General features: G+C 49.0%; 23 protein-coding genes. 13 read left to right on the plus strand and 10 right to left on the minus strand.

The window, feature by feature from the left end:
* Positions 1–13 precede the first annotated feature (13 nt).
* The 3 genes from B160_RS0105530 to B160_RS0105540 are packed head-to-tail and all read left to right on the plus strand — an operon-like array spanning position 14 to position 3,894.
* The gene (locus tag B160_RS0105530) at positions 14–1,522 is read left to right on the plus strand and encodes a DUF1501 domain-containing protein (RefSeq protein WP_018626888.1); all 1,509 of its coding nucleotides are present in this window, start codon (positions 14–16) and stop codon (positions 1,520–1,522) included.
* 23 nt (positions 1,523–1,545) lie between these two features.
* Positions 1,546–2,481: a sugar phosphate isomerase/epimerase family protein gene (locus tag B160_RS0105535; protein ID WP_026309556.1), complete on the plus strand. Its 936-nt coding sequence runs from the start codon at positions 1,546–1,548 to the stop codon at positions 2,479–2,481.
* A 6-nt stretch (positions 2,482–2,487) separates the two neighbouring features.
* Positions 2,488–3,894: a c-type cytochrome domain-containing protein gene (locus B160_RS0105540; RefSeq protein ID WP_018626890.1), complete on the plus strand. Its 1,407-nt coding sequence runs from the start codon at positions 2,488–2,490 to the stop codon at positions 3,892–3,894.
* A 10-nt stretch (positions 3,895–3,904) separates the two neighbouring features.
* Here the strand turns inward: B160_RS0105540 and B160_RS0105545 are convergent, their stop codons facing one another.
* Together B160_RS0105545 and B160_RS0105550 are read right to left on the minus strand one after the other, a co-directional pair.
* Positions 3,905–4,270 (minus strand): VOC family protein, encoded by a 366-nt coding sequence (locus B160_RS0105545; RefSeq protein ID WP_018626891.1) that lies wholly within the window; start codon positions 4,268–4,270, stop codon positions 3,905–3,907.
* Positions 4,271–4,322: 52 nt separating this feature from the next.
* Positions 4,323–4,910, minus strand: a complete 588-nt coding sequence (locus B160_RS0105550) for a TetR/AcrR family transcriptional regulator (RefSeq protein ID WP_018626892.1) — start codon at positions 4,908–4,910, stop codon at positions 4,323–4,325.
* Between the two features lie 95 nt (positions 4,911–5,005).
* Between B160_RS0105550 and B160_RS0105555 the strand changes: the two genes are divergently transcribed.
* The 6 genes from B160_RS0105555 to B160_RS0105580 all read left to right on the plus strand — a co-directional run bounded on the left by B160_RS0105555 (position 5,006) and on the right by B160_RS0105580 (position 11,742).
* A complete protein-coding gene (locus B160_RS0105555; protein ID WP_018626893.1) occupies positions 5,006–6,289 on the plus strand; it encodes a serine hydrolase domain-containing protein in 1,284 nt (427 codons plus the stop codon).
* A 27-nt stretch (positions 6,290–6,316) separates the two neighbouring features.
* Positions 6,317–7,855, plus strand: coding sequence for a glycerophosphodiester phosphodiesterase family protein (locus B160_RS31025; protein ID WP_018626894.1), 1,539 nt, complete (start codon positions 6,317–6,319; stop codon positions 7,853–7,855).
* Positions 7,856–7,938: 83 nt separating this feature from the next.
* Complete coding sequence (locus tag B160_RS0105565) at positions 7,939–8,748, plus strand: carboxylesterase family protein (RefSeq protein ID WP_040679560.1); 810 nt, start codon at positions 7,939–7,941, stop codon at positions 8,746–8,748.
* Positions 8,749–8,938: 190 nt separating this feature from the next.
* Positions 8,939–9,163, plus strand: a complete 225-nt coding sequence (locus B160_RS31030) for a hypothetical protein (protein WP_018626896.1) — start codon at positions 8,939–8,941, stop codon at positions 9,161–9,163.
* Positions 9,164–9,220: 57 nt separating this feature from the next.
* Positions 9,221–10,321: a metallophosphoesterase gene (locus B160_RS0105575; RefSeq protein ID WP_018626897.1), complete on the plus strand. Its 1,101-nt coding sequence runs from the start codon at positions 9,221–9,223 to the stop codon at positions 10,319–10,321.
* 68 nt (positions 10,322–10,389) lie between these two features.
* Positions 10,390–11,742 carry a flavin monoamine oxidase family protein gene (locus tag B160_RS0105580; protein WP_018626898.1) on the plus strand — a complete coding sequence of 451 codons (1,353 nt, stop codon included), beginning with the start codon at positions 10,390–10,392 and terminating at the stop codon, positions 11,740–11,742.
* Between the two features lie 308 nt (positions 11,743–12,050).
* Here the strand turns inward: B160_RS0105580 and B160_RS0105585 are convergent, their stop codons facing one another.
* Both B160_RS0105585 and B160_RS0105590 read right to left on the minus strand, forming a co-directional pair.
* Positions 12,051–12,623, minus strand: a complete 573-nt coding sequence (locus B160_RS0105585) for a hypothetical protein (protein ID WP_018626899.1) — start codon at positions 12,621–12,623, stop codon at positions 12,051–12,053.
* 33 nt (positions 12,624–12,656) lie between these two features.
* Positions 12,657–13,682: a beta-ketoacyl synthase chain length factor gene (locus tag B160_RS0105590; protein ID WP_018626900.1), complete on the minus strand. Its 1,026-nt coding sequence runs from the start codon at positions 13,680–13,682 to the stop codon at positions 12,657–12,659.
* Between the two features lie 332 nt (positions 13,683–14,014).
* Between B160_RS0105590 and B160_RS0105600 the strand changes: the two genes are divergently transcribed.
* Positions 14,015–14,713 (plus strand): SDR family oxidoreductase, encoded by a 699-nt coding sequence (locus B160_RS0105600; RefSeq protein WP_018626902.1) that lies wholly within the window; start codon positions 14,015–14,017, stop codon positions 14,711–14,713.
* Between the two features lie 92 nt (positions 14,714–14,805).
* Positions 14,806–16,215 (plus strand): BatD family protein, encoded by a 1,410-nt coding sequence (locus B160_RS0105605; protein ID WP_018626903.1) that lies wholly within the window; start codon positions 14,806–14,808, stop codon positions 16,213–16,215.
* 34 nt (positions 16,216–16,249) lie between these two features.
* On the opposite strand, the gene B160_RS0105610 is transcribed toward B160_RS0105605, so the two are convergent.
* The 5 genes from B160_RS0105610 to B160_RS0105635 all read right to left on the minus strand — a co-directional run bounded on the left by B160_RS0105610 (position 16,250) and on the right by B160_RS0105635 (position 20,277).
* The gene (locus tag B160_RS0105610) at positions 16,250–16,696 is read right to left on the minus strand and encodes a c-type cytochrome (protein ID WP_026309557.1); all 447 of its coding nucleotides are present in this window, start codon (positions 16,694–16,696) and stop codon (positions 16,250–16,252) included.
* 78 nt (positions 16,697–16,774) lie between these two features.
* Positions 16,775–18,064 carry a PQQ-dependent sugar dehydrogenase gene (locus B160_RS0105615; RefSeq protein ID WP_018626905.1) on the minus strand — a complete coding sequence of 430 codons (1,290 nt, stop codon included), beginning with the start codon at positions 18,062–18,064 and terminating at the stop codon, positions 16,775–16,777.
* 173 nt (positions 18,065–18,237) lie between these two features.
* The gene (locus B160_RS0105625; RefSeq protein WP_018626907.1) at positions 18,238–18,990 is read right to left on the minus strand and encodes a glycoside hydrolase family protein; all 753 of its coding nucleotides are present in this window, start codon (positions 18,988–18,990) and stop codon (positions 18,238–18,240) included.
* Between the two features lie 22 nt (positions 18,991–19,012).
* On the minus strand, positions 19,013–19,309 hold the full coding sequence (locus B160_RS0105630) for a glycosyl hydrolase family 28-related protein (protein WP_018626908.1): 297 nt from the start codon (positions 19,307–19,309) through the stop codon (positions 19,013–19,015).
* A 101-nt stretch (positions 19,310–19,410) separates the two neighbouring features.
* The gene (locus B160_RS0105635; protein WP_026309558.1) at positions 19,411–20,277 is read right to left on the minus strand and encodes an AraC family transcriptional regulator; all 867 of its coding nucleotides are present in this window, start codon (positions 20,275–20,277) and stop codon (positions 19,411–19,413) included.
* 500 nt (positions 20,278–20,777) lie between these two features.
* On the opposite strand from B160_RS0105635, the gene B160_RS0105645 reads away from it, so the two are divergent.
* Positions 20,778–21,614 carry an SMP-30/gluconolactonase/LRE family protein gene (locus tag B160_RS0105645; protein WP_018626911.1) on the plus strand — a complete coding sequence of 279 codons (837 nt, stop codon included), beginning with the start codon at positions 20,778–20,780 and terminating at the stop codon, positions 21,612–21,614.
* 68 nt (positions 21,615–21,682) lie between these two features.
* Here the strand turns inward: B160_RS0105645 and B160_RS0105650 are convergent, their stop codons facing one another.
* Entirely contained in the window at positions 21,683–22,369 is a 687-nt protein-coding gene (locus B160_RS0105650) for a zinc metallopeptidase (protein ID WP_211218052.1), read from the minus strand.
* A gap of 415 nt (positions 22,370–22,784) precedes the next feature.
* Between B160_RS0105650 and radA the strand changes: the two genes are divergently transcribed.
* A complete protein-coding gene (radA, locus tag B160_RS0105655; RefSeq protein ID WP_018626913.1) occupies positions 22,785–24,170 on the plus strand; it encodes a DNA repair protein RadA in 1,386 nt (461 codons plus the stop codon).
* The last annotated feature ends 17 nt before the right edge of the window (positions 24,171–24,187 follow it).

The raw sequence follows: 24,187 nt of genomic DNA on the forward strand, positions 1-24,187 counted from the left end.
AAAACGGATTAAAATGACAAAGAAAGATCTTATTGATCAGCGATTGGTCAGGGAGGCCGAACAAATGGTAATGCGCACCCATACCCGGCGCCACTTTTTAAAAGAAAGTGCCATGGGACTGGGCGCATTGGCCATGGGATCGTTGCTGGGCGGCTGCGGAGGCAAAACAAAAGCGGCCCATTCCGTTGTATTTGATCCGGCTCATCCGTTGCTGCCCAAAGCACCTCCTTTTATAGGAAAAGCGAAGAGTGTTATCTTTTTGCACATGGCGGGCGCACCTTCGCAGTTTGAGTTGTTTGATTATAAGCCGGAGCTGGCAAAGATGGATGGACAGGACTGTCCGCCTTCTTTCCTGGAGGGGAAACATTTTGCTTTTATTACAGGTGTGCCCAAAATGCTGGGCCCGCAGGCAACTTTTGCCCGGCATGGCCAGTCCGGGGCCTGGGTGAGCGAGCACCTTCCGCATTTTTCGGAGGTGGTAGATGAAGTTTCTTTTCTCAAGGCAGTAACCACCGACCAGTTCAATCACGCACCGGCACAGCTGCTGGTGCATACCGGAAGTCCCCGGCTGGGGCGACCAAGCATCGGTAGCTGGGTTACGTACGGCCTGGGTACAGAAAACCAGAATCTGCCCGGTTTTGTGGTGCTCACAAGCGGAGGCAGTTTTCCGGACGCCGGCAAAAGCGTGTGGGGCAGCGGTTTCCTGCCCTCCGTGTACCAGGGTGTGCAGTGCCGGAGCGAAGGCGATCCCGTGCTGTTCATAAAAGATCCCGATGGTATGAGCCGCGATCTTCGTAAGGCCTCCATCGAAGCGGTTAACAAGGCCAACATGCAGGAGTATAAAGATTACAATGATCCCGAGATCCTTTCCCGCATCTCCCAATATGAAATGGCGTACCGGATGCAGATTACGGCGCCGGATGTGATGAACATCAACGATGAGCCTCCATACATTCATGAAATGTACGGAACAAAGCCCGGCAAGGCCTGCTTTGCCAACAATGTGCTGCTGGCCAGAAAGCTGGTAGAAAAAGGGGTCCGCTTTGTACAGCTGTTTGATTGGGGGTGGGACGCGCATGGCGATAACGCCAGCAATGCGCTCAATATCGGCATCATCAATAAATACCGGAGCGTGGATAAACCGGTAACCGCACTGTTGCTGGATCTGAAACAGCGCGGATTGCTGGATGAGACCCTGGTTGTATGGGCGGGGGAATTTGGGCGCACGCCGATGATGGAAAACCGCAACGGAGCACAAAACCCTTTTAAAGGAAGGGATCATCACACCGAAGCGTTTACGATCTGGATGGCGGGAGGGGGCATCAAAAAAGGGCATACGCATGGAGAAACGGACGAAATAGGCTACACTGCCGTAAGCGGTAAAGTGGATGCTTTCGACATACAGGCAACCATCTTGAACCAGCTGGGATTTGATCACGAGCAGTTCACCTACCCCTACCAGGGACGGCCGTTCCGTCTTACCGATGTGGGTGGGAAAGTGATCCGCGAAATTATTGCATAAGGATAAGAACGATTGTAACGCATATGAATCAGAACAGGAGAAGTTTTTTAAAAACATCGTCTGCAGCGGCGATGGCAGGAATGTTTTTGCCGGCAGCGGCTTCCATCACCAAACCCGCCGCACTCAGCATGCCTGCAAAGCCCGGCTTCCGGCTGATCGTGATGGCCACAAACTGGGGGTTTAAAGGATCAACGGATGCCTTTTGCGCGGCCGCAAAAAAAGAAGGGTATGACGGCGTCGAAGTCTGGTGGCCGGCAGAAACTGCACAGCAAAAAGAATTGTTTGAGGCATTAAAGAAACATGAGCTCCGGGTAGGGTTTCTTTGTGGCGGCTACCAGCCCGGTTTTAAAGAGCACCTGGAGTATTTTAAGGGTGCGGCAAAGGCTGCGGCAACAAACAGCGCCCAGCCACCGGTGTACATCAATTGCCATTCCGGAAGAGACCATTTCAGCTATGAGGAAAATAAAGCCTTTATCGATTTTACCGGTTCACTTGCTGCACAAACAGGGGTCACCATCTGTCACGAAACCCATCGCTCCCGCATGTTATTTGCCGCGCATGTGGCTCGGCAGTTCATTGAAAAGAACCCTTCCTTAAAACTGACCCTGGATATTTCGCACTGGTGCAACGTGCACGAGAGCATGCTGGACGATCAGGAGGAAACTGTTGCCCGGGCCCTGGAGCGGACGTCACATATCCACGCGCGTATCGGTCATCCGGAAGGCCCCCAGGTAAACGATCCGCGCGCACCGGAATGGGCCGCGGTGGTAAAACAACATTTCGACTGGTGGGATGTGGTTGCAGAACGGAAACGGAACCAGGGGGAAGTAATGACCGTGCTCACAGAGTTTGGCCCGCCTACATATATGCCGGTATTGCCTTATACCCAGCAGCCCCTGGCCGATCAATGGGCCATAAACGTGCATATGATGAAAACACTCAGACAAAGGTATCAATAACAACATATGACCATTCTCGCTATTGTGGAAGTTTTAGGAAGATTTCACCCTGTATTGGTACACCTGCCTATCGGCATATTGCTGGTTGCCTGTTTGTTCCAGCTGTTTGTAAAACGGTTCCCGCTACTGCGGCCTTCGGTTCCGGTACTCCTTTTTTGGGGAATGCTGGCGGCTGTTGCATCCTGTATTACCGGGTATCTGCTGTCGTTAAGCGGCGACTACGATGCCGTGCTTACCAGGCGGCATCAATGGTTGGGGATCATTACAGCGGCGGCGGCTTTCCTGTTTTATATGCTGCACCGGCTTTCGTTAGCTTCCAGATATGCCAATCCAATGGCGGCTGGGGTGATTGCGTTAATCATGGTTACCGGGCACCTGGGCGGCTCGCTGACACATGGTACCGATTATTTAACAGCAGGGATGGATGATGCCGGTGCAGACCAGACCATGAAACCGATCCCCAACATCCAGGAGGCGGTGCTGTACACGGCGGTGGTGCAACCGATCCTGCAGCGAAAATGTTATAGTTGCCATGGAAGCAGCAAACAAAAAGGAAAGCTGCGTCTGGATGAAGAAAATTATATCCTGAAGGGCGGGAAGGATGGAAAGGCGATCGAGAGTGGCAAGCCAGATGAAAGTGCAATGATCAAACGGTTATTGCTGCCACTGAATGACGATGATCATATGCCTCCCAAGGAAAAACCCCAGCTCACCCCCAACGAAGTGGCGGTCCTGAACTGGTGGGTAAGTACCGGCAACAGCTTTACAAAAAAAGTAAAAGAATTACCGCAAACCGATAAGATCAAACCCGTACTGGCTGCGCTGCAGTCGGGCAGCGGCGGCAATGTGGCAAAAAGCGCAGATGTGCCGGATGCTGCAGTAAGCGCCGCAAGCGAAGACGCCGTAAACAAGCTGAAAGATGCCGGTGTTATGGTGGTTCCCGTTGCGCATGAAAAAAATTACCTGTCGGTAAACTTTGTTACCGCCGGCAATCAGGCACGGCAGCTGGTAAAATTGCTGGAGCCCTTAAAAAAACAATTGGTGTGGCTCAGGCTCGATGGCAGCGATATAGACGACGCCGCTCTGGCAGCGATTGCAAAGCTGGAAGGCCTTACAAGACTCTACCTAAGCAACACCGCGATAACCGATGCCGGTCTGCAACACCTGAAGCCGCTGAAACAACTGCAGGTACTGAACCTGGTAGGAACGAAGGTTACGGATAAAGGCGTTGCGGAGTTAAAAACAATGCCGGCGCTGCGGGCCATTTATCTTTACAAAACCAATATAAACAGGAACGCCTGGGTACAGCTAAAACGGGCCTTTCCCAAAACGATACTGGATTCAGGCGGCTATAACGTTCCTACCCTTGTAACGGATACTACATTGGTAACAGCAGATCAGCAGAAGAAATAGACTATAGTTGCTATGCGGCATCCAGGTAATATCCGATTTCAATAAAAAGGGCATCGAAGTAAAAATAAAAACCATAGCTGTCTCTTATTTTTCGGGGCGATTGCACCCCGGGCACTCCGCCGGCAGTTAATTGCAGATGCAATTGGTCAACAGCCGCTACACTATCAAGCATCCAGCCGACGTGAAAGCTTTTGGGATATACGACCGGGGCGTCCTTCTGCGCCATCAATACCAGTGTGCACCCGGCTGCATTCTTTAAAACTGCGATCTGGTGGTCGCCTTTGATGTCCACGCAGGAAAAACCGAAATAGGTCTCAAAAAAAGAAACTCCATTTTCGACATCGGAAAGAACAAGATTAAGGTGATTTATTGTCATGAATTAAATAGATTTTATAATCGAATAACTGTTCGTTTATTGGGTAAAAAAATCAGGGTTTCAGGGCCTCCAATACCGGCAGGAAAGCCTGTTTCAGCTTTTGTTCTGTCAGCGAAAACGGAAGGCCTGCCATACTGCTTTGATCCAGGTGAAATTTGATCAGCATGTAAAAGGGGCCATGTGCCAGTGACCAGAAAATTTCCAGGGGTAGCTGCCTGATGCTTCCACTGCGAACGGCATTTCTCACAAACAGGTTCATCGCTGTCCGGAAGGCCACCGGCTCAGGAACGTGATGCCGGACAAGCGGCGAATTTCGAAACTGCTCGAAAAAGCGGTATTCCAGGGGGTTTTTACAAATATTCTTAAAGCGGTTTTTCCATTGAAGCCATAACCCTTCTTCAAAAGGCAGGGTCTCCGAAAATCCCGTTAATGCGTCCCGCTCGAACTTTTCCTGTACACCGGCATATAATTTCAGCAGCAGGTCTTCCCGGTTTTTAAAATAGACGTAGAGGGTTGAAGGCGACAGGCCGGCTGCCCGGGCCAGTTTTTGCATGCTGAATCCGTCAAAGCCCAGCTTCACGATCAGCTCAATGGCTTTTTGCCGGATCCGGGCTTCTTTTGCGTCATCGCGGGGCCTCATCCTGCAAATATAATCGAATAATCATTCGATTAAAAATAAAAATGAGATACAAGGAAAACTGTAAATCGTCATAATTTTTGTAGCTTAGAAGCCAAATGCTGATAAAGAGAAGGATTCGCTTGTTGGTGCTGGGCATAGCCCTGCAGTTGGCTGCCCAGGCACAGTTGATCACAGCGGTTCCCGCGAAGGGATCCCCTGACGGTTTTTCGAACGAACGGCTGCAGTATATCGACCATGTTATTCAGGATTATGTGCACCGCAAATGGATCAAAGGCGCAACAGCCCTGATTGTACACAAAGGCGTAATCGTTTATAATAAAGCCTTTGGATACAGCAATGCCCAAACCCGGGTGCCTTTAAGAACCGATGCTATTTTCCGGATCGCATCTCAGACAAAGGCCATTACCAGTGTGGCAGTCATGATGCTTTTTGAGGAGGGGAAATTTTTACTGGATGATCCCATTTCCAGGTTCATTCCTTCTTTTGCAGACCCGAAAGTGCTGGACAGGTTCAATGCGGCAGATTCTTCTTATACTACGGTTCCTGCAAAAAGAGGCATCACCATCCGGGATCTGCTGACGCATACTTCGGGATTGGATTATGCACAGATCGGATCGCCGGCAATGAAAGCAATCTATGCAAAAGCCGGCATCCCCGCGGGGTTTGTGACCCATCCCCAAAAGCTGGCCGATGCCATTAACAAGCTGGGAACGCTGCCCCTGGTACATCAGCCGGGAGAGCGGTTCACTTACGGCCTGAACACCGATGTGCTGGGCCGCCTGGTGGAGATCGTTTCGGGCATGAGCCTGGATGAATTTTTCCGCAGACGCATTTTTGAACCGCTGAATATGAAGGATACCTATTTTCATTTGCCGGATGCAAAAAGACCGCGCCTGGTAAGCGTCGATACGGAGGATAAAGGAACAAAAGCCCTCATCCCCTGGTCTGACACCACGTTCCCCGGAATAACGGTTGACTATCCGGTAAACAACAACGGGTATTACTCGGGGGGCGCCGGCCTCGTTTCTACCACGGCAGATTACGCGGCCTTTTTACAGATGATCGTAAACAAGGGAGTCTTTAAGGGAAAACGCTTCCTGTCCCGGCATTCTGTTGAAATGATGACCCAAAACCAGATCGGTGACCTTTCCCTGGGTAACAATAAGTTTGGTTTGGGCTTTGAGATCACCACAGATAAAGGCTTCTTAAAGCTGGGCCAGTCCGCCGGCAGTTTTGCCTGGGGCGGTTTCTTTGGTACCACTTACTGGGGCGATCCCCGAGAGGAAGTGGTAGCGTTGCTGTTTGTGCAGCAGTGGCCATTTTCACATGGTGAATTGGGCGATAAGTTTAAAGCCCTGGTGTATCAGGCATTAAAGTAAAATCAAATACCATATCTTTTACAAAACATGAAACAATTTTTATTTCCTGCTGCGTTGCTGGCATTCCTGCTGGGCGGATGCAGCGCCCCGGCGAAGACACAACGTGCAAAAGAGGGGATAACCTTTGCGTCGAATCCCATCGTAGCGCACAGGGGAGCGTTTAAGAAAAACCGGCTTCCCGAAAATTCCATCGCCTCGCTGAAGCATGCGATCGCGTTGAACTGTACGGGGTCTGAGTTTGATGTACAAATGACCGCAGACGATTCACTGGTCATCAACCATGATCCGCATTATAATAAACTACCGATTGAGAAGACCCCTTATGCCGAGCTGATCAAAACACCTTTGTCGAACGGTGAGCAATTACCCACGCTGAGAACCTATCTCCTGGAAGGAATGAAGAACAACCGGTCAACCCGGCTGGTACTGGAAATAAAACCTTCGGTGATCAGTAAGGAAAGGGGGCAGCTGATCGCACAACGGGCGGTGGCCCTCGTACATGAGCTGGGCGCGGCTCGGATGACAGTGTACATCAGTTTCGATTATGATATTTGCAAAAAAGTGAAGGAGCTGGACCCCAAAACGCATGTACAGTACCTGAATGGCGATAAATCGCCGGAAGTGGTCAAAGCAGGAGGACTGGACGGCGTGGATTATCATTACTCCGTTTTTCAAAAGCACCCGGAATGGATCGCTCAGGCGAAGCAGCAACATATTGCACTGAATGCCTGGACTGTGAATACGGCAGCAGAAATGGACTGGCTGCTGGCAAACGGCTTTGAGTTCATTACGACCAATGAACCGGAACTGCTGACAGAGCGCATCAAAAAAACATCGGCTGCAAAAGGATGGAAGCTGGTATGGAGCGACGAATTTAACAACAACGGGTTGCCGGATGACCACAAATGGGGATACGACGTGGGGGGTAGCGGCTGGGGGAATCGTGAGCTGCAGTATTATACAAAGGCCGATAGCAATAATGCACTGGTTAAAGACGGAACGCTCCGGATCATTGCACATAAGGAAAAACGGGAGCAAAACACCTACACTTCCGCCCGGCTGATTACAAAAGGAAAGGGCGACTGGTTATACGGCAGGGTGGAGGTAAGCGCTAAATTACCGGCAGGCAGGGGCGTATGGCCGGCAATATGGATGTTGCCCACCGATTGGAAATATGGCGGCTGGCCCGCAAGCGGTGAAATGGATATTATGGAGAATGTGGGCTATAATCCCGATACGGTGTTCAGCAGTGTGCATACCAAATCATTTAACCATGTAATCGGGACGCAAAAAACAAAGGGTTTCTTTTTAAAGGATGCAGGAACAGCTTTTCATCTGTATGCTGTTGAATGGAATAAGGACCAGATCGATTTTTTTGTAGACGACCGGTTATTCTTTTCATTTAAGAATACCGGAAAGGGATTTGAAGAATGGCCCTTTGATCAGAAATTTCATTTACTGCTGAATATGGCTATGGGTGGCAATTGGGGCGGCAAAATGGGGGTGGATGAAAAACTGGACAGGGCCGTAATGGAAGTGGATTATGTGCGGGTGTTTCAAAAATGACACACCCAATACTCCGTTTTAAACCGGGTGGCTGCTCATGAGTCGCTATGACCGGAAAAGGGTTAACAATCTTAAACGCACAAATGAAAAAAATACTGTTTGTACTGGCAGCAACTTTATTATGGACAACAGCAGATGCCCAGGATCATGCATTGTTTCAGAAATTCAGGTTCATACAGAACGGAGATACACTGCCTTACCGGCTGCTGCTGCCGGAACATTATGATCCGCAGAAAAAATACCCTCTCGTATTGTTCCTTCATGGCCGTGGCGAAAGCGGCAGCGACAACGAAGCACAATTATTGCACGGGGCTGCGATCTTCCTTAAAGAAGAGAACCGGAAACAATTTCCCGCAATTGTTGTCTTTCCGCAAAATGCAGCAAAATATTACTGGAGTAATGTTCAGACCGTTGCAGACTCCAGTGGTAAACGGAGTTTTTACTTTATAGCGGGTGGAGAGCCGTCTCCCAGCATGCAGCTGGTGATGGCGCTTATGCGTAACCTGGACCGGCAGTATAAAATAAAAAAAGATCAGGTCTATGTAATGGGACTGAGCATGGGCGGAATGGGTACTTTTGAAATTGTCAACCGCATGCCCCATACTTTTGCTGCGGCCATTCCCATCTGCGGCGGCGCGGATCCCGGTATTGCCGGTAACCTGAAAAACACGGCGTGGTGGGTGTTTCATGGTGGTAAGGATGAAGTGGTATCGCCGGAGTATTCCCGGAAAATGGTACGCGCCATGAAAGCGAATGGAGTGCCGGTACAATTCACTGTTTATCCCGGGGCCGGCCATAACAGCTGGGATGCAGCTTTTGCAGAGCCCGGATTGCTCGGGTGGCTTTTTGCTCATAAAAGAAAGAATAATTTTAGCAAAACCTCCAACAATTGATTCCCGCCGATGTTAATTTATTATGAATTAGCAATTGATTAATGCCTGTTTGCATGATTCATGGATAGTTTTGCACGATGATAAATGGAGAATAGTTGCTAACACTCATTCGTTTTAAAATGAGAAAAAGGGCGCAACTTTTACCATTTATTTCATATCTTACAGGTATGAATGAATAAATAGTAGAGTGATGAAGAATACGTATCGTTTAATAGGATTTGTGATTTTGGGAATCGCTGCATCTGCAGTTACGGGTGCGGTATGTGAAGCGCGTAGAAGAAATGCGATGAAACGATTGCTGGATACCGCAAATGAAGGCTATGAAACCGCTCACGATATAATCTATCCCGGAAAGGGTACGCCGCGCCGCCGTTCGAAGAAACTTCGTTATGGCCCTATATATCCCGGAATGTAATGATCCCTCTGGGAAAATGTTACCAATCGGACATACCAAAAACGTAATTTTGAAACCATGCGTCGGTTTCTCCGGTTCCTTTTATTAAGGCCCGTTTTATGGGCGGCCAGAAAGTTTGATTCGAACCCTGATAAGGTCAGGATCTACGATGCGCTTACAAAGCTATTCAATCATATTTTAAACAACCCCGGGAAGCTTGGACCCATAGTCGATTTTGACGGACAATCGGGCAGGCTCATCATCTTTTCCGATCAGCACAAAGGAGCCCGTAACGGGGCCGATGATTTTGCAATAGCGGCGCCGGCCTATCTGGAAGCGCTGAAGTATTATAACGAGCAGCAGTTTTATTTTATAAACCTGGGAGATTGCGAAGAGCTTTGGGAGAATACGCTTTCAAAGGTTAAAAAGTATAACGAAACATCCTTTGCGGCAGAGCGGGCTTTTGTGCAGCGGGAAGCCTTTATAAAGGTGATCGGCAATCATGATCTGTATTGGGACAACGATCCGTTGGCAGGGATGGAGCTGGAAGCCGTGTACGGACAGAAGATAAAGGCCTGGGAGGGGGTTGTCCTGCGTACCCGGATCAACGGGGAACTCCTGCGTATTTTTTGTACACATGGCCACCAGGGAGATGCTAACAGTGACGGGAACTGGTTTACAAAATTTTTTATATCCAGGATCTGGGGGCCGCTTCAATCGTACCTGCAGATCAATACCAACGAGCCCTCTACCAATGCCTATAAGAAAACGGTGCACAACGAGATCATGTATGAATGGTCTGCGGAACAGGAGCGGATCCTTTTGATAACGGGGCATACGCACCAGCCCGTTTTTGAATCGCTGACACATATTGAGCGCCTGTATCGCCAGATGGATATTGCAAAAGGCCTTCAGGACGCAGGAACAATAAAAAAGATACAGGAAGAAACCCATCTCTACCAGGACCGGTTCAATAACCTGGTCTTTGATTACAAAGAAATGCTGCCCACTTATTTTAATACGGGTTGCTGCTGTTTTTCCGATGGCGACATTACCGGTATTGAGATCAGGGATGGCTTTATCCGGCTGGTAAAATGGGAAAGCAAGGGGCAAAGCCCCGGGAGGACGGTGCTGGAAGAAATGCCGCTTGTGGAGATCATGGACCGCATCCGGAAATAAATACTCACCAGATTCAGGTATGCGCTGCCGTTTTTCAGAGCCTTATCTTCAGCTCTAAATTTATGGATATGAACCGTCGCCGTTTTATTCGTGAAGGCACTTTGTCGGCCGGTGGGCTGCTGCTTGCCGGGTCGTTGCCGTTGAGCGGCTATTCCGTAAAAAAACCGCAGGTCATCATCATAGGCGCCGGTTTTGCCGGTCTTGCAGCGGCATTACGGTTAAAAAGAAAAGGAATTACGGTTACGGTTATTGAAAGCAGGAACCGCATCGGTGGCCGCGTTTTTTCTCACACTGTGGGCGATGACCTCGTCATTGAGCTGGGAGGCGAATGGGTGGGGAACTCACATACACGAATCCGGGAGCTTTGTGAGGAGTTTGGTCTGCCGCTGGAGAACAACCAAATGAATACCCATCTTGTGTACAAAGGGCAATACCATCCTGCCGGCAGCTGGGATTATAGCAGCGAATGGCGTGCAAAGTTTAAAAGCATTCTGGAAGCCTACCCGAATTTGAAAGAAGCAGATAAGCGGACGCTGGACCGGTACGACTGGTGGCGTTTCCTCGTGAACAACGGTTGTAGCGGCCGTGACCTTGATATCCGGGAACTGCTGGACAGTACCGACTTTGGAGAAAGCATCCGTCATGTTTCAGCCTTTGCGGCGCTGGCGGAGTATGCGGAAAGCAGTGAAAAAAATGAGATGGATCTTAAAATAAAGGGGGGGAATGCCTTGCTGGCACATAAGCTGCGCGGGGAGATCGGAATGGAGCATATTCACTGTGGTCATCATGTTGCGCATATTTCTCAAAAGAACCGGGTGGAAGTGACCTGCACCAATGGAAAAAAGTTTACTGCAGATAAGCTGATCTGTGCCATTCCTACATTTTCGATTCAGCGGATCAACTGGAGTCCCGGCCTGCCGTCCCCGCTTTCTGCCGCACTGAATGAACTGCAATATGCCCGGATCAATAAACACGCCCTGCATTTTTCCGAACGCTTCTGGAAGGAAGAGGCGTTTGATCTGGTGTCGGACCAATCGCCGCATTATTTCTATCATGCTACCAAAAACCAGCGCTCTAAGGAGGGAGTGCTCATAGCCTATAGCGTTGGTGATAAGGCGGCATCCAATGCCAATCAGACGGACGAGTTCCTGGCAAATGATGTTTTTCGTTGCCTGGAGCCACATTTCAGCGGTATCAGGTCCTTGCTGAAAGGACAGGCAAATTATTACTGGGGAAATGATCCCTATTCATATGGGGCCTATGCGCTTTATGGCATCGACCAATGGTTTCGGGTAATGCCGGAACTAAAGAAGAAATTCCTGCATACGTATTTTGCAGGAGAGCACCTGGCTGACTGGCAGGGATTTATGGAAGGAGCGATCAATACAGGTGAAGCTGCTGCGCATGCTGTGATGGGATGAGTCGGTATCAAAAGCCTGCATCCGTCATTTCGTATTCTGAAGCGAAGCAATCCCAAATATTTGAAACCCGAAGTCTTGAATTGTTCAGGAGCGGCTAGCCGTTCACCTTTGTAACCGGGAGCGAGGTGCCATTGTCTTAGCCGCAGCGCGGCGGTGATCTTTGCCGGAAGTCTGCGGGTAGATCGCTGTGTTACGGGTGTGCTGCAGCCTCCGGATGTAGATTCAGGGCTAGCAGGTCGTAGCATTTAACCTGGCGCAGACACAATAACTATCGGGAAGAGAAGACTCAATGTAGGGCATTTATGTATTTACCAGATATATTTTGACAGCGATTTTCCCGCTTTGGCATAGGCTTCCGAGATCCTCCAGCTCGTATCAAAATCAACGCCCATTACATCCCGGCCGGGAGCTTTGTCGACCGTAAGCACGGCAACAACATGGCCGCGGTTGGTGGTTTCCACAATGGTTACCGTTGCATCTATATACGCGTTCTTCCTCCAGGCGCCGACGTTGAGCCCCGGTTCAATAAACCTGGTATGGAAGATCAGTGTATATTTCGCCGTCTTTTCGTTTTTGAGTTTTGATTTTTCAAGGAACTGCTCCAGGAACTGGGGCTCATAGGCACGGGATCTATCCTGTTGCCAGGCCTCGGCCCATTTATCGCCTTTGCCGGCTTCTTTCTTATTGTACTCCTCTGTTTTCTTTGCAATATAATCGGCTTCTTTTTTAAATTTCCCGACGCTTAAGCCTTCATAATTGAATTCGATGTTCACACTGGTCTGATCTTTCAGTACCGAAGGGTCGCCTTCCGTTGTTTTGATCTTTTGGGAATAAGCGGTGGTCGTAATGGTTAACAGCGCTAATAAAAAGGAGAATCTCATAGAGTTTTATTTAAGAGTTAAAAATAGAAGAAGTTATCTTTTTGAAACAACAAGAAAACTGTGTTGTTTCCCGTGGTAGTGGTTGTAAATGATCACCTGGTCGATCGCAGTTTGTATGGTTCCCTTCTTTAGAAAGGAAGCAGGTATTTCCTGGTTTTGCAGGATATAGGTTGCCAGCCAGGTAGCAAAGGATGTAGCGGTCGGGTATTCACCGGTTGCGTGCTTAAACCGGAGCACAGGCGTTGATGGCAGCAGAGCCTCCAGGCCTTCATAAAAGAACCGGTACCGGTTATCTCCGTTTTCTCCCGACAGGAAAAGTGTGTTGGGAGTAGCAGGGTATTCCGTAAGTAGGGCCTGGAACCGTTCTTTTAGCTGCTGCAGGTCGGTAGTATGCAATGTTTCGATCGCTGCTATTTTTGCAAGGGCGCCTTCAGTCTTTCCGCTAAATAAAAAAAGAGCGGCGCCCTCGCCGGCAATGGTGGCCGGGTGGTCGGTGTCAAATAAACGCGCGTTGGTCAGCGTGGGATCATACCATCCTGCAAGCCGGTCGATATTATAATTGTAGGTTGATATTTCGTCCACGGCCCCCACGAGGTACACCCGCTCAGGATGGTCGTTCAGGAACATTTTTGCGTCCGTAAGGGCATTTTCAAAAGCCAGCCCGAGGTGTACATGGGTGGCATTGTAATTCCGGTTTTTAGTGATGAGGCTCAGTTGTCCGGCGATAGCATTGGGAGTACTTTGAACAAAATTGCCCGGTGTCAGCATGCCTTCCTCATAGTCGATGATCTGATTCAGGAACTTGATACAGTCTTCCATGCCTCCGTTTGCCGTTCCAATAATGATGCCGTCCGGTACGGTATCTTTTAGCAGGGGCAGTCCGGCCCCGACGCCCATGCGCACAGCTTTGCTCATTCTCCGCAACATGGCCGGGGGCACTCCTTCCAGCATGGGTTCCAGCGCGATCAGCTTTCCATCCACAGAAGCGATCACCTCCTCCAGGTTTACCGGGTCAACCGTATATTGAGGGGAGATGCAAAATTGCTGATGAATGTACACGGATGTAATTTTTTTGGCGCTAAGATAGGTAAACTTGGTTATCAGTCATTCGCTATTAGCGGTCAGTCTTCAGCAATCATTGTCTTCAGTGACGCTCTTATGTTTGTTTCTGGTTTGTTGTTTGAGTTTTTGATTGGGTCTGTGCGTCACTTCTCACTGATCACGAACAGGTTTTTAGTTTGAAACAGATGCAGTTTCTGCAACGGCTCCGGATACTAAAACTCTGAATACAACGATCTGGTCCCTGAATCTGAACTGATAACTGGTTTCTTATTTAACGAAACCATAAAAAAAATTATCCGTACTTCGTAGGGTTAAACAAAACAGGGGATATGAATATTTTAGTTACCGGTGCCTCACAGGGGATCGGGTTTGCTGTTGCTGAGATTTTTGCAAAAGAAGAAAACAGGGTGCTGATCACATCGAGGAATGAAGTACGGCTTTACCATGCGCTGGAAAGCCTGCAGACAAAATACCCCGGTACGGATCTTCGGGCAAAAGCGTTTGATCTTTCTGTTAAAGCGGAGGCGGTTGCGTTGGGGCAATGGGCGCTGCAGCAAGGGGTTCCGGACATCCTGGTGAACAACGCCGGTCTTTTTGAGCCGGGAAACGTAAGCGAAGAAGCAGACGGGGCTTTGGAAAGTCAGATGGCGACCAATCTTTACAGCGCGTATCATCTCACAAGAACGGTGTTACCGGCTATGAAGGAAAAAAAACATGGGTTTATTTTTAATATCTGTTCGATTGCCGGACTGCAGGCCTACCCGGGCGGCGGTTCTTACAGTATCAGTAAATTTGCCCTCAATGGTTTCAGTCAGAACCTCCGGGAAGAGCTGAAACCATACGGGATCAAAGTGGCGGCATTGTTTCCCGGTGCAGTAATGACGGCTTCCTGGGATGGCTTTGATAACAGCAAGCAGCGGATTATGGAAGCAACCGATATTGCGACTCTGATCGAAACAGCTACCCGGCTTTCGGATGCCGCTTGCGTAGAAAGTATTATCTTAAGGCCGCAATTAGGCGATTTATGAACGGGCCCGGACAGGCACCCGGATAAATTTCCTGTTTCTGCGGTGTGAACATAAAAAAGAGTCCTGCAAAGCGGGAACGCATACAAGCATACATGAAACGGTTTGGTTTACTGACGCTTTTGCTGGTGACCTCATTAGCAGTATTTGCCCAGCGGAATGTACTGGAGGCAAGGTTAAGAAGTAATATTTATTTGAATGTATATGCAAATAAAACGAATTGTTATGTAGGAGAGCCCATCATTGTAACGTATAAGCTGTATTCCTCGCTCGAATCGGTTTCGGAAGTAGTAAAAGATCCGGCTTTTGACGGATTTGAGTTCAGGGACCTGATCAGCTCCGGAGACGGAATGGTAAGCCGGGAAACCGTTAACGGGGAAAGCTTTGATGTGCATACCATCCGTAAGGTACAGCTTACGCCGATGGAGGCGGGAAAGCTGCAACTGGACCCGATGGTGATCAGTAACCGGATCAAGCTGACCGACGGGGCAGGCAACCGTTCTTCCATATTAGACGGGATCGATGAAAACATTCCGTTAAAGAACGGTGAATACCGGATGACGATTTCCTCCGTGCCTATTACCATCACCGTAAATAACCCGCCGGCCAATACGCCTTCGTTGGTATACAACGGGGCAGTGGGCGATTTTAAGATGAGTGTTCATCTTTCCAAGATCAATTTTACACCCGGGGAGCGCGGAACCTTGCAGATCACCATTTCAGGAGCGGGGGATTTTAGTCAAATAACACAACCTGATGTGGAATGGCCCCGGGGAATTGTGATTTACCCGGTCAATGTACAGGAACAGTACAACCGGAACAGCCGGACCGCCCCGGGCTCCAAAATATTTACCATACCCTTTACCATGGGAAAAGTAGGTACTTATACCCTTATGCCCATCCGGTTTTCTTATTTTGATGCAAAACAAAACCGCTACAACACGATCAATAATCCCCCTATTACCTTTTATTCGAGAGAACCGGGTGCTGCCCGCCAGGCTCCCGGCCGGGTAAATACGGAAGCCGAGCGGAACGATAATTTTGGGGCATTGCTGCTTGGATCGGGCGTTGTGGCCCTCCTGCTGCTGGTGCTGTTGCTGATCAGGCGATCTAAGAAGAAGCGGGCATCCCGCCAACCCGGCCCGCGGCAGCCGGCAACACCGCAGTCTTCTATTGTTTTGCCGGCACAGCATGCACCTGTAAGTATTCAGGAGCTGCTGCAGCCCGCCGAAGACGCTGTTTCCAAGGCGGGCAGCGCCTTCTATAGCCTGTTAAAGCAGGGCATGATACAGTTTTTTGAACAGCGGTACCAGGTGGCGGCGGCATTGTTCAATAAGGCAGCGCTAAAGGAAAACATGACCTTCCGGAAGGTTCCGGAACCGCTCCAGAACGAGGTGTTCAACACCCTTACAGAAATCGAAATGAATATTTATTCTGCCGGGGGAATGGATGGCGACCGGGCAAGGATGCTGGAGAAAACACGGGAAGTGCTGCGTAAATTGTAATTCGGGGCTATGTTGCACCGGCCGGCCAACCGGCTTATTTTATTTTTCCGGACCGCACCATCGTTACCTCTGTTTTGGTAATTCCGGTACCGGTATTACCGAAACTCTTTCTTATATAGGTAAGTACATCCGCAACCTGCTGGTCGGTAAGCGTTTTAAACGGGGGCATATTATTTGAATAGAACTCCCCGTCGATCTCTACCCGCTCCTGCATTCCGTTGAGGATGACCTTGATCAGCGGAGCCTTCTTGCCCGCAATACGGCTGGTGCCGACGATAGGCGGGTTTAAATTCGGCACGCCTCCTCCGTCCACCTGGTGGCAGGAGATGCAGAACTTCTGATAAAGGACCTTTCCGCGTTTCAGCGTTTCAACCGGTGATGTGGCCGGGACCACTTTTTTTGCTGTATAAGCTTTTTTGGTTTGGGCATGCACCGGAGCGATGCAGCAAAGCAGGCAGGAAAAAACAAGAATTTTTTTCATCGGATGAATGATAGCATTGTCAGTAGCCCTGCCCACCGAACCGGTAAAATGCATTCCGGTGGATAAACGGGAAGCCGATTATTTTTTATATTCAATTTTGTAAATGGTTCCTTTTACGTCGTCGGTCACATACAGGGCTCCATCGCTTCCCTGTGCCAGACCGCAGGGGCGGTGTTTTGCCTGTCTTGGAGAAAGCACTTCCGGAACGCCGGCAAAGCCATTGGCAAAGACCTCCCAGTCTCCGGAGGGCTTGCCATCTTTGAACGGAACAAACGCCACCATAAAACCTTCCTGTTTTTCGGGTGTCCGGTTCCAGGACCCATGGAATGCTACAAATGCACCATTCCTGTATTTTTCCGGGAATTGATTACCGGTGTAAAACAAAAGCCCGTTGGGCGCCAGGTGCGCAGGAAATGCAACAACGGGGCTGATGTACTCCGGGCTGCCTTCTTTTTTACCGTCACCCCCATATTCAGGTGCCTGTATATTTTTCTTCAGGAAAGGATCGTAGTAAGTGAACGGAAACCCGGCATTATCGCCTTTTTTGATCATATACATGCATTCTGCCGGCAACTCAGCCGATTGTTTTTGTGTGTACAGGTCCGGGAAAATATCGTGCAATTGGTCTCTTCCGTGCTGCATGACAAAGAGGGTATTGTTTTGCCGGTTCCAATCCATACCCACTACATTCCGGAGGCCTGTGGCATACCGGGTGCCTTCGGGATAGGACTGGTTCAGCTTATCGGCGCTGAATTGCCAGATACCGCCTGCAGAATCCAGCAGGGGACATCCCGGAATGCCCAGTGAACCGGGCTGGCGGTCTTTCTCCTGGCAGGAATTTAGCGGTGAACCGATATTGACATAAATATTGCCATCGTTATCCAGAACGATGGATTTGGTTTCGTGTTGCCGGCCCATTTTTAATCCGGAGATCACGGTCTCCGGTTTTTCCGGATGAATAACCTCGTTCTTATCATTCAACTGATACCGGAAGACGGCCTCATTGGAAGAGGCATACAAATATCCGTTCTTCAAGTAAAGACCGGTGCCGTTGTAATTTCCGAACCCTCCGGTGATGGTTGCCTTCCCATCGGGGCCTTCCTTTAAAACAAGAATGGCTTTTCCGTTTTTGGGCCGGGATAATTTTACATAGATGAGGCCTTGCGGCGTTACAACGATATCCCTTGCTTTTGCCGAACTGTCGATAATGGTATGCACTGTAAAGCCTTGCGGGAGCTTAAGCGGAGCGGGGGCCGTGTGCCGGCCGGGCCGGGGTTTTATTTTCCCGGAAGGCATAAAGGACATGCAGAGCAATCCACAGACAGCTGCCAGCAGCAGGGAAAATAGTTTATTAAGATTCTGTTGCATATAGAGAAGTAAAAGTGTAATTAAAGTCCAGCTTTCTGGTACAAAGAACATGCTGCAAATGACAAAATACTCTATAAAAAAAGTGCCGGTTATTTGGCTATCCTGTAAATTATTTTGGCTTTTTTATGAGCGGGGATCCATTTATTGAAAAGATGCGCTGCCGCTATTGCCGGTTAATTCCGGACGACCACCGAGCGCTGCAGTACGCCGGTATGCAGCCTGGTGGTTTTGAGTGCTTTGGACAGATCGCCGCCTTCCAGCCGGATATTGCCGGTCTTTTCTCCTTCGATCTCCAGAAAAACGGCAGCTTCCTTCAATACCCTTGCAGCGCTGATCAGAACGTCCCTGCAATTGCGGGCACGTACAACCGATCGGCCCTCCTGATATCCCCGGGCAGAGAATCCGAGGATCTCCACGTCTTCTGTATTGTCCATCACCACGGCCGGCCGGTGATCGGTGGCGGTTGTTTCCAGCCGTATATTGTGCAGGGAAAGTCCCTTTACATTCCGGGCAAACAGGCCATAGGAAGGAGGTGTACCGATCTCAAAATATTCTCCTGAGGAACGCGGCACCTCTGCTGCCGCTTCCACAGCCGTACCACCTCCCGGATAGGAAACCTGAACATCGCTAAATGAGATCGCTTCTATATAGTTGGCTCCAAAACCATTTAGTACAATGCAGGAGCGAAGCTCCCCGGGACGGTAGGCGCTTTGAAAAGCTGCGTCGGGCAAGGGTTGCGGAGTGGCAACCGTAATGCGGATATTGCTGAAGGAAATACGTTTTAATGAGCCGGGAGGCAGGTCCTTGTCTTTAATGCCGGATGACCTTCGCTCGCTGATACCCATATAGATAGGGCCCGTAACATTTTTCATGATAAGATTGGAGAACGTGATGTCTTCAAACCGGGAGCCGGGACTGCAGTTCATTTTTACAGGACAGCCAAAGGTTTCATAAATGGTGCAGTTGGTAATGGGGGTACATACCCGGCGGCACAAATACCACGCCGCCTCCGTTTTTATTACAGGGGTCAATGGCGGATTGCAGGGCTTTTGTATCTGGAGTTTTGCCGTTGCCCGCAGCACCAAAGTCTTTTATATTATAGATACCGGAGGCGCCGGTTTGCCCGTTGTTGTTCGCAGGCAGCCCGGCAGCAACAGGTTGTATTCCCGCCAGAAGGCCGGAACCCAGCGAAGCGGCGGTCATGCGGCCGAGCCAGTTTCTCCGGGAAATGGGATTTGGGTTCATGTGCTTGGTAATTAAAGAATAGCTGGTCAGAATATCCGGATCAGAGTCGAATGTGTTTGACCCGGGAAGCTGTAGAAGAACTGCAGCACCATGCGCCCGGATCAGGCGGTAAATTCCTTCTGATACATCATCGGGCTTTTGCCTGTAATGATCTTAAAGTATTTATGAAAACTGGTGAAGTTATTGAACCCGCTTTCAAAGCAAAGCCGCTTCAGACATTGATTGGTTTCAATCAAAAGTTTGCAGGCATGCCCCACTCTTAATTCGATCAGGAACTGGGAGTAGGTTTTCCGTGTGCGCGATTTAAAGAAGCGGCAAAACGAATTCGGGCTGATGTTGGCCACGTCTGCGATCTCCTCCAGTTTTATCTTACGCTTGAAGTTTTTGATGGAATAGTCAAAAACAGCTTGTATCCGTTCGTTATCGGTTGTCACACCATCCGGCTTAAAGCCAATGGAGGAAAGTGTAGCGCATTTTTTTTCTTCAGAGAGGATGGCCAGGGCTTCCAGCATGAGTATGATCCGCTGACTGCCTTCAACCGTCAGTAATTTTTCTAAAATGGCTGCTATTTCACGGCGGGCACTACCCATCACCTGCAGGCCCCTTCTCGACTTTTCCAGCAATCCCCGGATGCTGCCGTTCTCGGGCAGTTGCAGGAACTGACCGCCCAGAAACAGTTCACCAAAATGCGCTACGCGGACATCCGTGGTGCGGATGGAATGCTCTTCAAAAAAGGAGTCATCAAATTTCCAGTAATGGGGAAGATTCGGTCCGACAAGGACTACATCCCCGGAACGGAAACGCCGGATATTGTCTCCGATAAACTGAGTACCTTCCCCGCTTTTGATATGAATCAGCTCCAGTTCGGAATGCATGTGCCACTTATTGTTCACATGGGGTACCAGGTCTCTGCGGACACTGAACGAACGTTGCGGTTCGTTGGCTACTTTAAGTAACTGCGGTCTCATAGCTATAAGGATTCGTCAAACAATTGTTACTGCAACAAGCAAACAGGTAATGAAATTAGAAGTTTCGGTACGTTACCAGAAAAAAAACTACGCAATCGTTATCGCAGTTTTTTATCAGGAAGCCCGTTTCAGGCACTGTTTTTTTGTTTTTTACCGGGTTAAGGCAATTTCTTTAGATGGATTCAAAAAAAACCGGTTAGGGGAAAACGGCTAAAATAAGGGAACATCTTGCCAAGCAAACGGAACAGTATTAGGCCGGAGTTTGGTTTCTTTGTATTGTTTTTTTAAGATGGGAGTTGTTTCAACTTTTCGGATTCTAGCAAACGGGCTGCTCCGATGGGGCTTTGTGCAGTTTCGTTGATCCATGTTACCAGCATAGCGCCCTTACAGGGCTGGCCACAGGAGCCCTCTGCCGGTAAAAACCGGTCATACGATTTTTGAGCTCCACGGGGACGAAATATTAAAAGTTAAAAACAACTTCATGGATAAAAATCATTGCCATGAAAAAAAATTGGTTGCTTCTTACGGTCTTTATTTCCGGTATTGCAACGGCGCAGGTACCGCGGCTTGAAAAAGTATGGGAAACAGATACGATCATCCCTGTCCCCGAATCCGTTCTGCCCGATGCAAAGGCTAACACGCTTTATGTATCGCTGATCAATGGCGGGGGATGGGATGAGGACGGAAAAGGTGGTGTGGGCAGGTTGAGCCCGGACGGGAAACAGTTTGACGCTACCTGGATCGAAGGATTGGATGCGCCCAAAGGCCTGGGAAGGGTGGGCAATAAACTGTTTGCGGCTGATATCTCTACGGTGGCGGTCATCGATATCCGGAAAGGAATTATTGAGAAAAAGATCCCCATTGAAGGAGCCGCCGGTTTAAATGATATCACTACGGATGGCCATGGTGCTGTTTTTGTTGCTGACTCCCGGAAGGCCAGGATATGGAAGCTGGATAAGGGACGGCCGGTCCTGTACCTCGACAGTGTTAAAGGGGCGAACGGGCTGAAAGTGATTGGCCCGGATCTTTATTTTGCAGAGGGCAAAAAGCTGAAAAAAATAGATCCGCAAAAAAAAGTATCGCTGGTCGCAGAGCTGCCGCAGGGCATTGATGGTATTGAGCCCGTGGGCAATGGAAATCTTATTGTTACAGCCTGGAGCGGGTATATCTTTTATGTGACGGCTTCCGGTAATGTGACCCTGCTGCTGGATACGCATCTTGAAAAGATGAATACGGCCGATATTGGTTATGATCCCATAAAAAAGATGCTTTATGTTCCCACTTTTAATGCAAAAAAAGTGGTCGCGTACCGGCTCCTGCAGGAGGGAACGAACTGATCAAAACGAAAAAACGGCTCCGGGAGCCCCGGGCCGCTTTGAACAAGGTTGGCCGGCCGTCTGCCGGTTTAGTCCCTTCTGCCCATAAATATCGAAATATACTGCAACAACATTACCACAGCAGCCAGTGCGGCCACCACATAAGTGGTTGCAGCCCATTTTAACGCATCTTTAGCCATCGGATATTCCCTGTTGTCAGTAATATTGGTGTGATTGAGCCAGGCCAGGGCGCGCTTGCTGGCATCAAATTCAACAGGCAGTGTAATGAGCGAGAACAAAACGGTAATGGCCATCAAAACTATACCGGCCAGTAAAAGCGTATAGCTGCCGGAGGCTGCCAGCACCAGACCTGCCAAAAGCACCCAGTTTACGATCGTAGAGCTGAACTGTACGGTCGGTACCAGTTTGCTGCGCATCTGGAGCGGGGCATATTGCGTGGCATGTTGTACGGCATGGCCACATTCGTGGGCAGCCACGGCTGCTGCGGCTACGGTATGCCCCTCATAAACCTCGGGGCTCAGGTTGACCGTTTTTTTGGCCGGATCATAGTGATCGCTCAAAAAACCCTGTACAGAAGTTACCTGTACGTCGTAAATACCGTTTTCACGGAGCATTTTTTCGGCAACTTCCTTTCCGCTCAGGCCGGAAGACAGCGGAACCTTACTGTACCGGGTAAATTTGCTTTTTAAAATCATCGATACTACCATGCTGATACCCATGAATAGCAGCGATACCATCATAATTCCTGGCGTCATATTTTTTGATTTTTTTTATATACCGCAAATCTCTGTCCAACCGGCAAGATAAAGAAGGCAACCGACTTTTTGTCATGTAGATAAGTTTTTTTAAGGATATTTTAAAAGATGTTTTTTGAATAAATTATTAATAATCAACATATTATTTGTTTTTTACGGCCTGAAATTTCATCAGTTTTTAATTTCTTAACCCTCCGGTCCCGGAATTTGATTTTTTATTTCTAAGCCAGATTTGTACCTTAGTAGCAGAATTTAATGGGTTAGTAAGTATTAAGGTCAGTCGAAAGATTGGCCTTTTTACTTTTTGAGAATCGAGATCCGGGAATTGAGCACAAAGCTATTTTTGGATTTTGCCGGTCTCTTTCCTGAGGCCCGATTCTGAAATCTCAAATCTCAATTCTGTTATCTTTACGGCATGGCTAAGGTTAAAAAATCGTTCTTCTGTCAGCATTGCGGGTATGAAAGTGTTAAGTGGCTGGGACAGTGTCCTTCCTGTGCGCAATGGAACACATTTGTTGAAGAAGTGATCGATAAAGGATCAGACAAGACAGATTGGAATCATTACACCGGGGAAACAAAACGCAGCAATAAAACCATATCCATTCATGATGTGATCAGCAGGGAAGAAGAGCGCATGGTAACCATTGATGCAGAGCTGAACCGTGTATTGGGGGGAGGCATTGTTAATGGCAGTATTATTTTGGTTGCAGGCGAGCCGGGCATCGGAAAAAGTACCTTGTTTTTGCAATGCGGCCTGCAGTTTACAAATACAAAAGTTTTATATATAAGCGGAGAGGAAAGTGAGCAGCAGATCAAAATGCGCGCAGACCGGCTGGCTGCCGGCGGACTGAAGAAGGTGAATGAACAGTTTTTTCTGTTAACCGAAACTTCCACCCAAACCATTTTTCAGGAGATTAAGAAGCTGAAACCACAGCTTGTTATTGTAGACTCTGTGCAAACCTTGCAATCGCCGGTAATAGATGCCTCACCCGGAAGCATATCGCAGATCCGGGAATGCACTTCAGAATTTCAACGGTATGCGAAGGAGACACATACGCCAGTTTTTTTGATCGGGCATATTACCAAGGAGGGAAGCATCGCTGGTCCAAAGGTGCTGGAACATATGGTAGATGTGGTATTGCAGTTTGAAGGCGACCGGCATTATGCCTACCGGATCCTGCGTACCTTAAAAAACCGGTTTGGCAGCACGTCCGAGCTGGGTATTTATGAAATGACGGATACAGGTATGCGCGGTGTACTGAATCCTTCGGAAATATTGATCACCCAGAAAGAGGACCAGTTGAGCGGTATTGCGATTGCAGCAACCATTGAAGGGGTGCGCCCGCTGCTGATCGAAATCCAATCACTTGTAACGCAGTCGGTGTACGGAACGCCTCAGCGGACGGCTACCGGTTTTGATCTGCGGCGTCTGCAGTTATTGCTGGCAGTACTGGAAAAGCGGGGCGGGTTTCATTTTGGCGTTAAAGATGTGTTCCTGAATATTGCCGGGGGCATCAAGGTCGAAGATCCTTCCATTGATCTGGCGGTACTTTGTTCCCTGTTGTCGTCTTACGAGGATATACCCCTGGCCCAGACCATTTGTTTTGCAGGGGAAGTGGGCCTGAGCGGGGAAATACGGGCGGTTAACAAAATTGATCAGCGGATTGCTGAAGCAGAGAAGCTGGGCTTCGAAAAGATCATTGTTTCCAAATACAATCAGTCGTTAAAAAATACGAGCCGGTTTCATATTGAGGTCATCCGGATGGGCCGGGTGGAGGAGGTGTACCAGTATCTGTTTTAGATTTACCGCAACCAAAG

It is taken from the genome of Niabella aurantiaca DSM 17617 (assembly GCF_000374125.1).
GTDB classification, from domain to species: domain Bacteria; phylum Bacteroidota; class Bacteroidia; order Chitinophagales; family Chitinophagaceae; genus Niabella; species Niabella aurantiaca.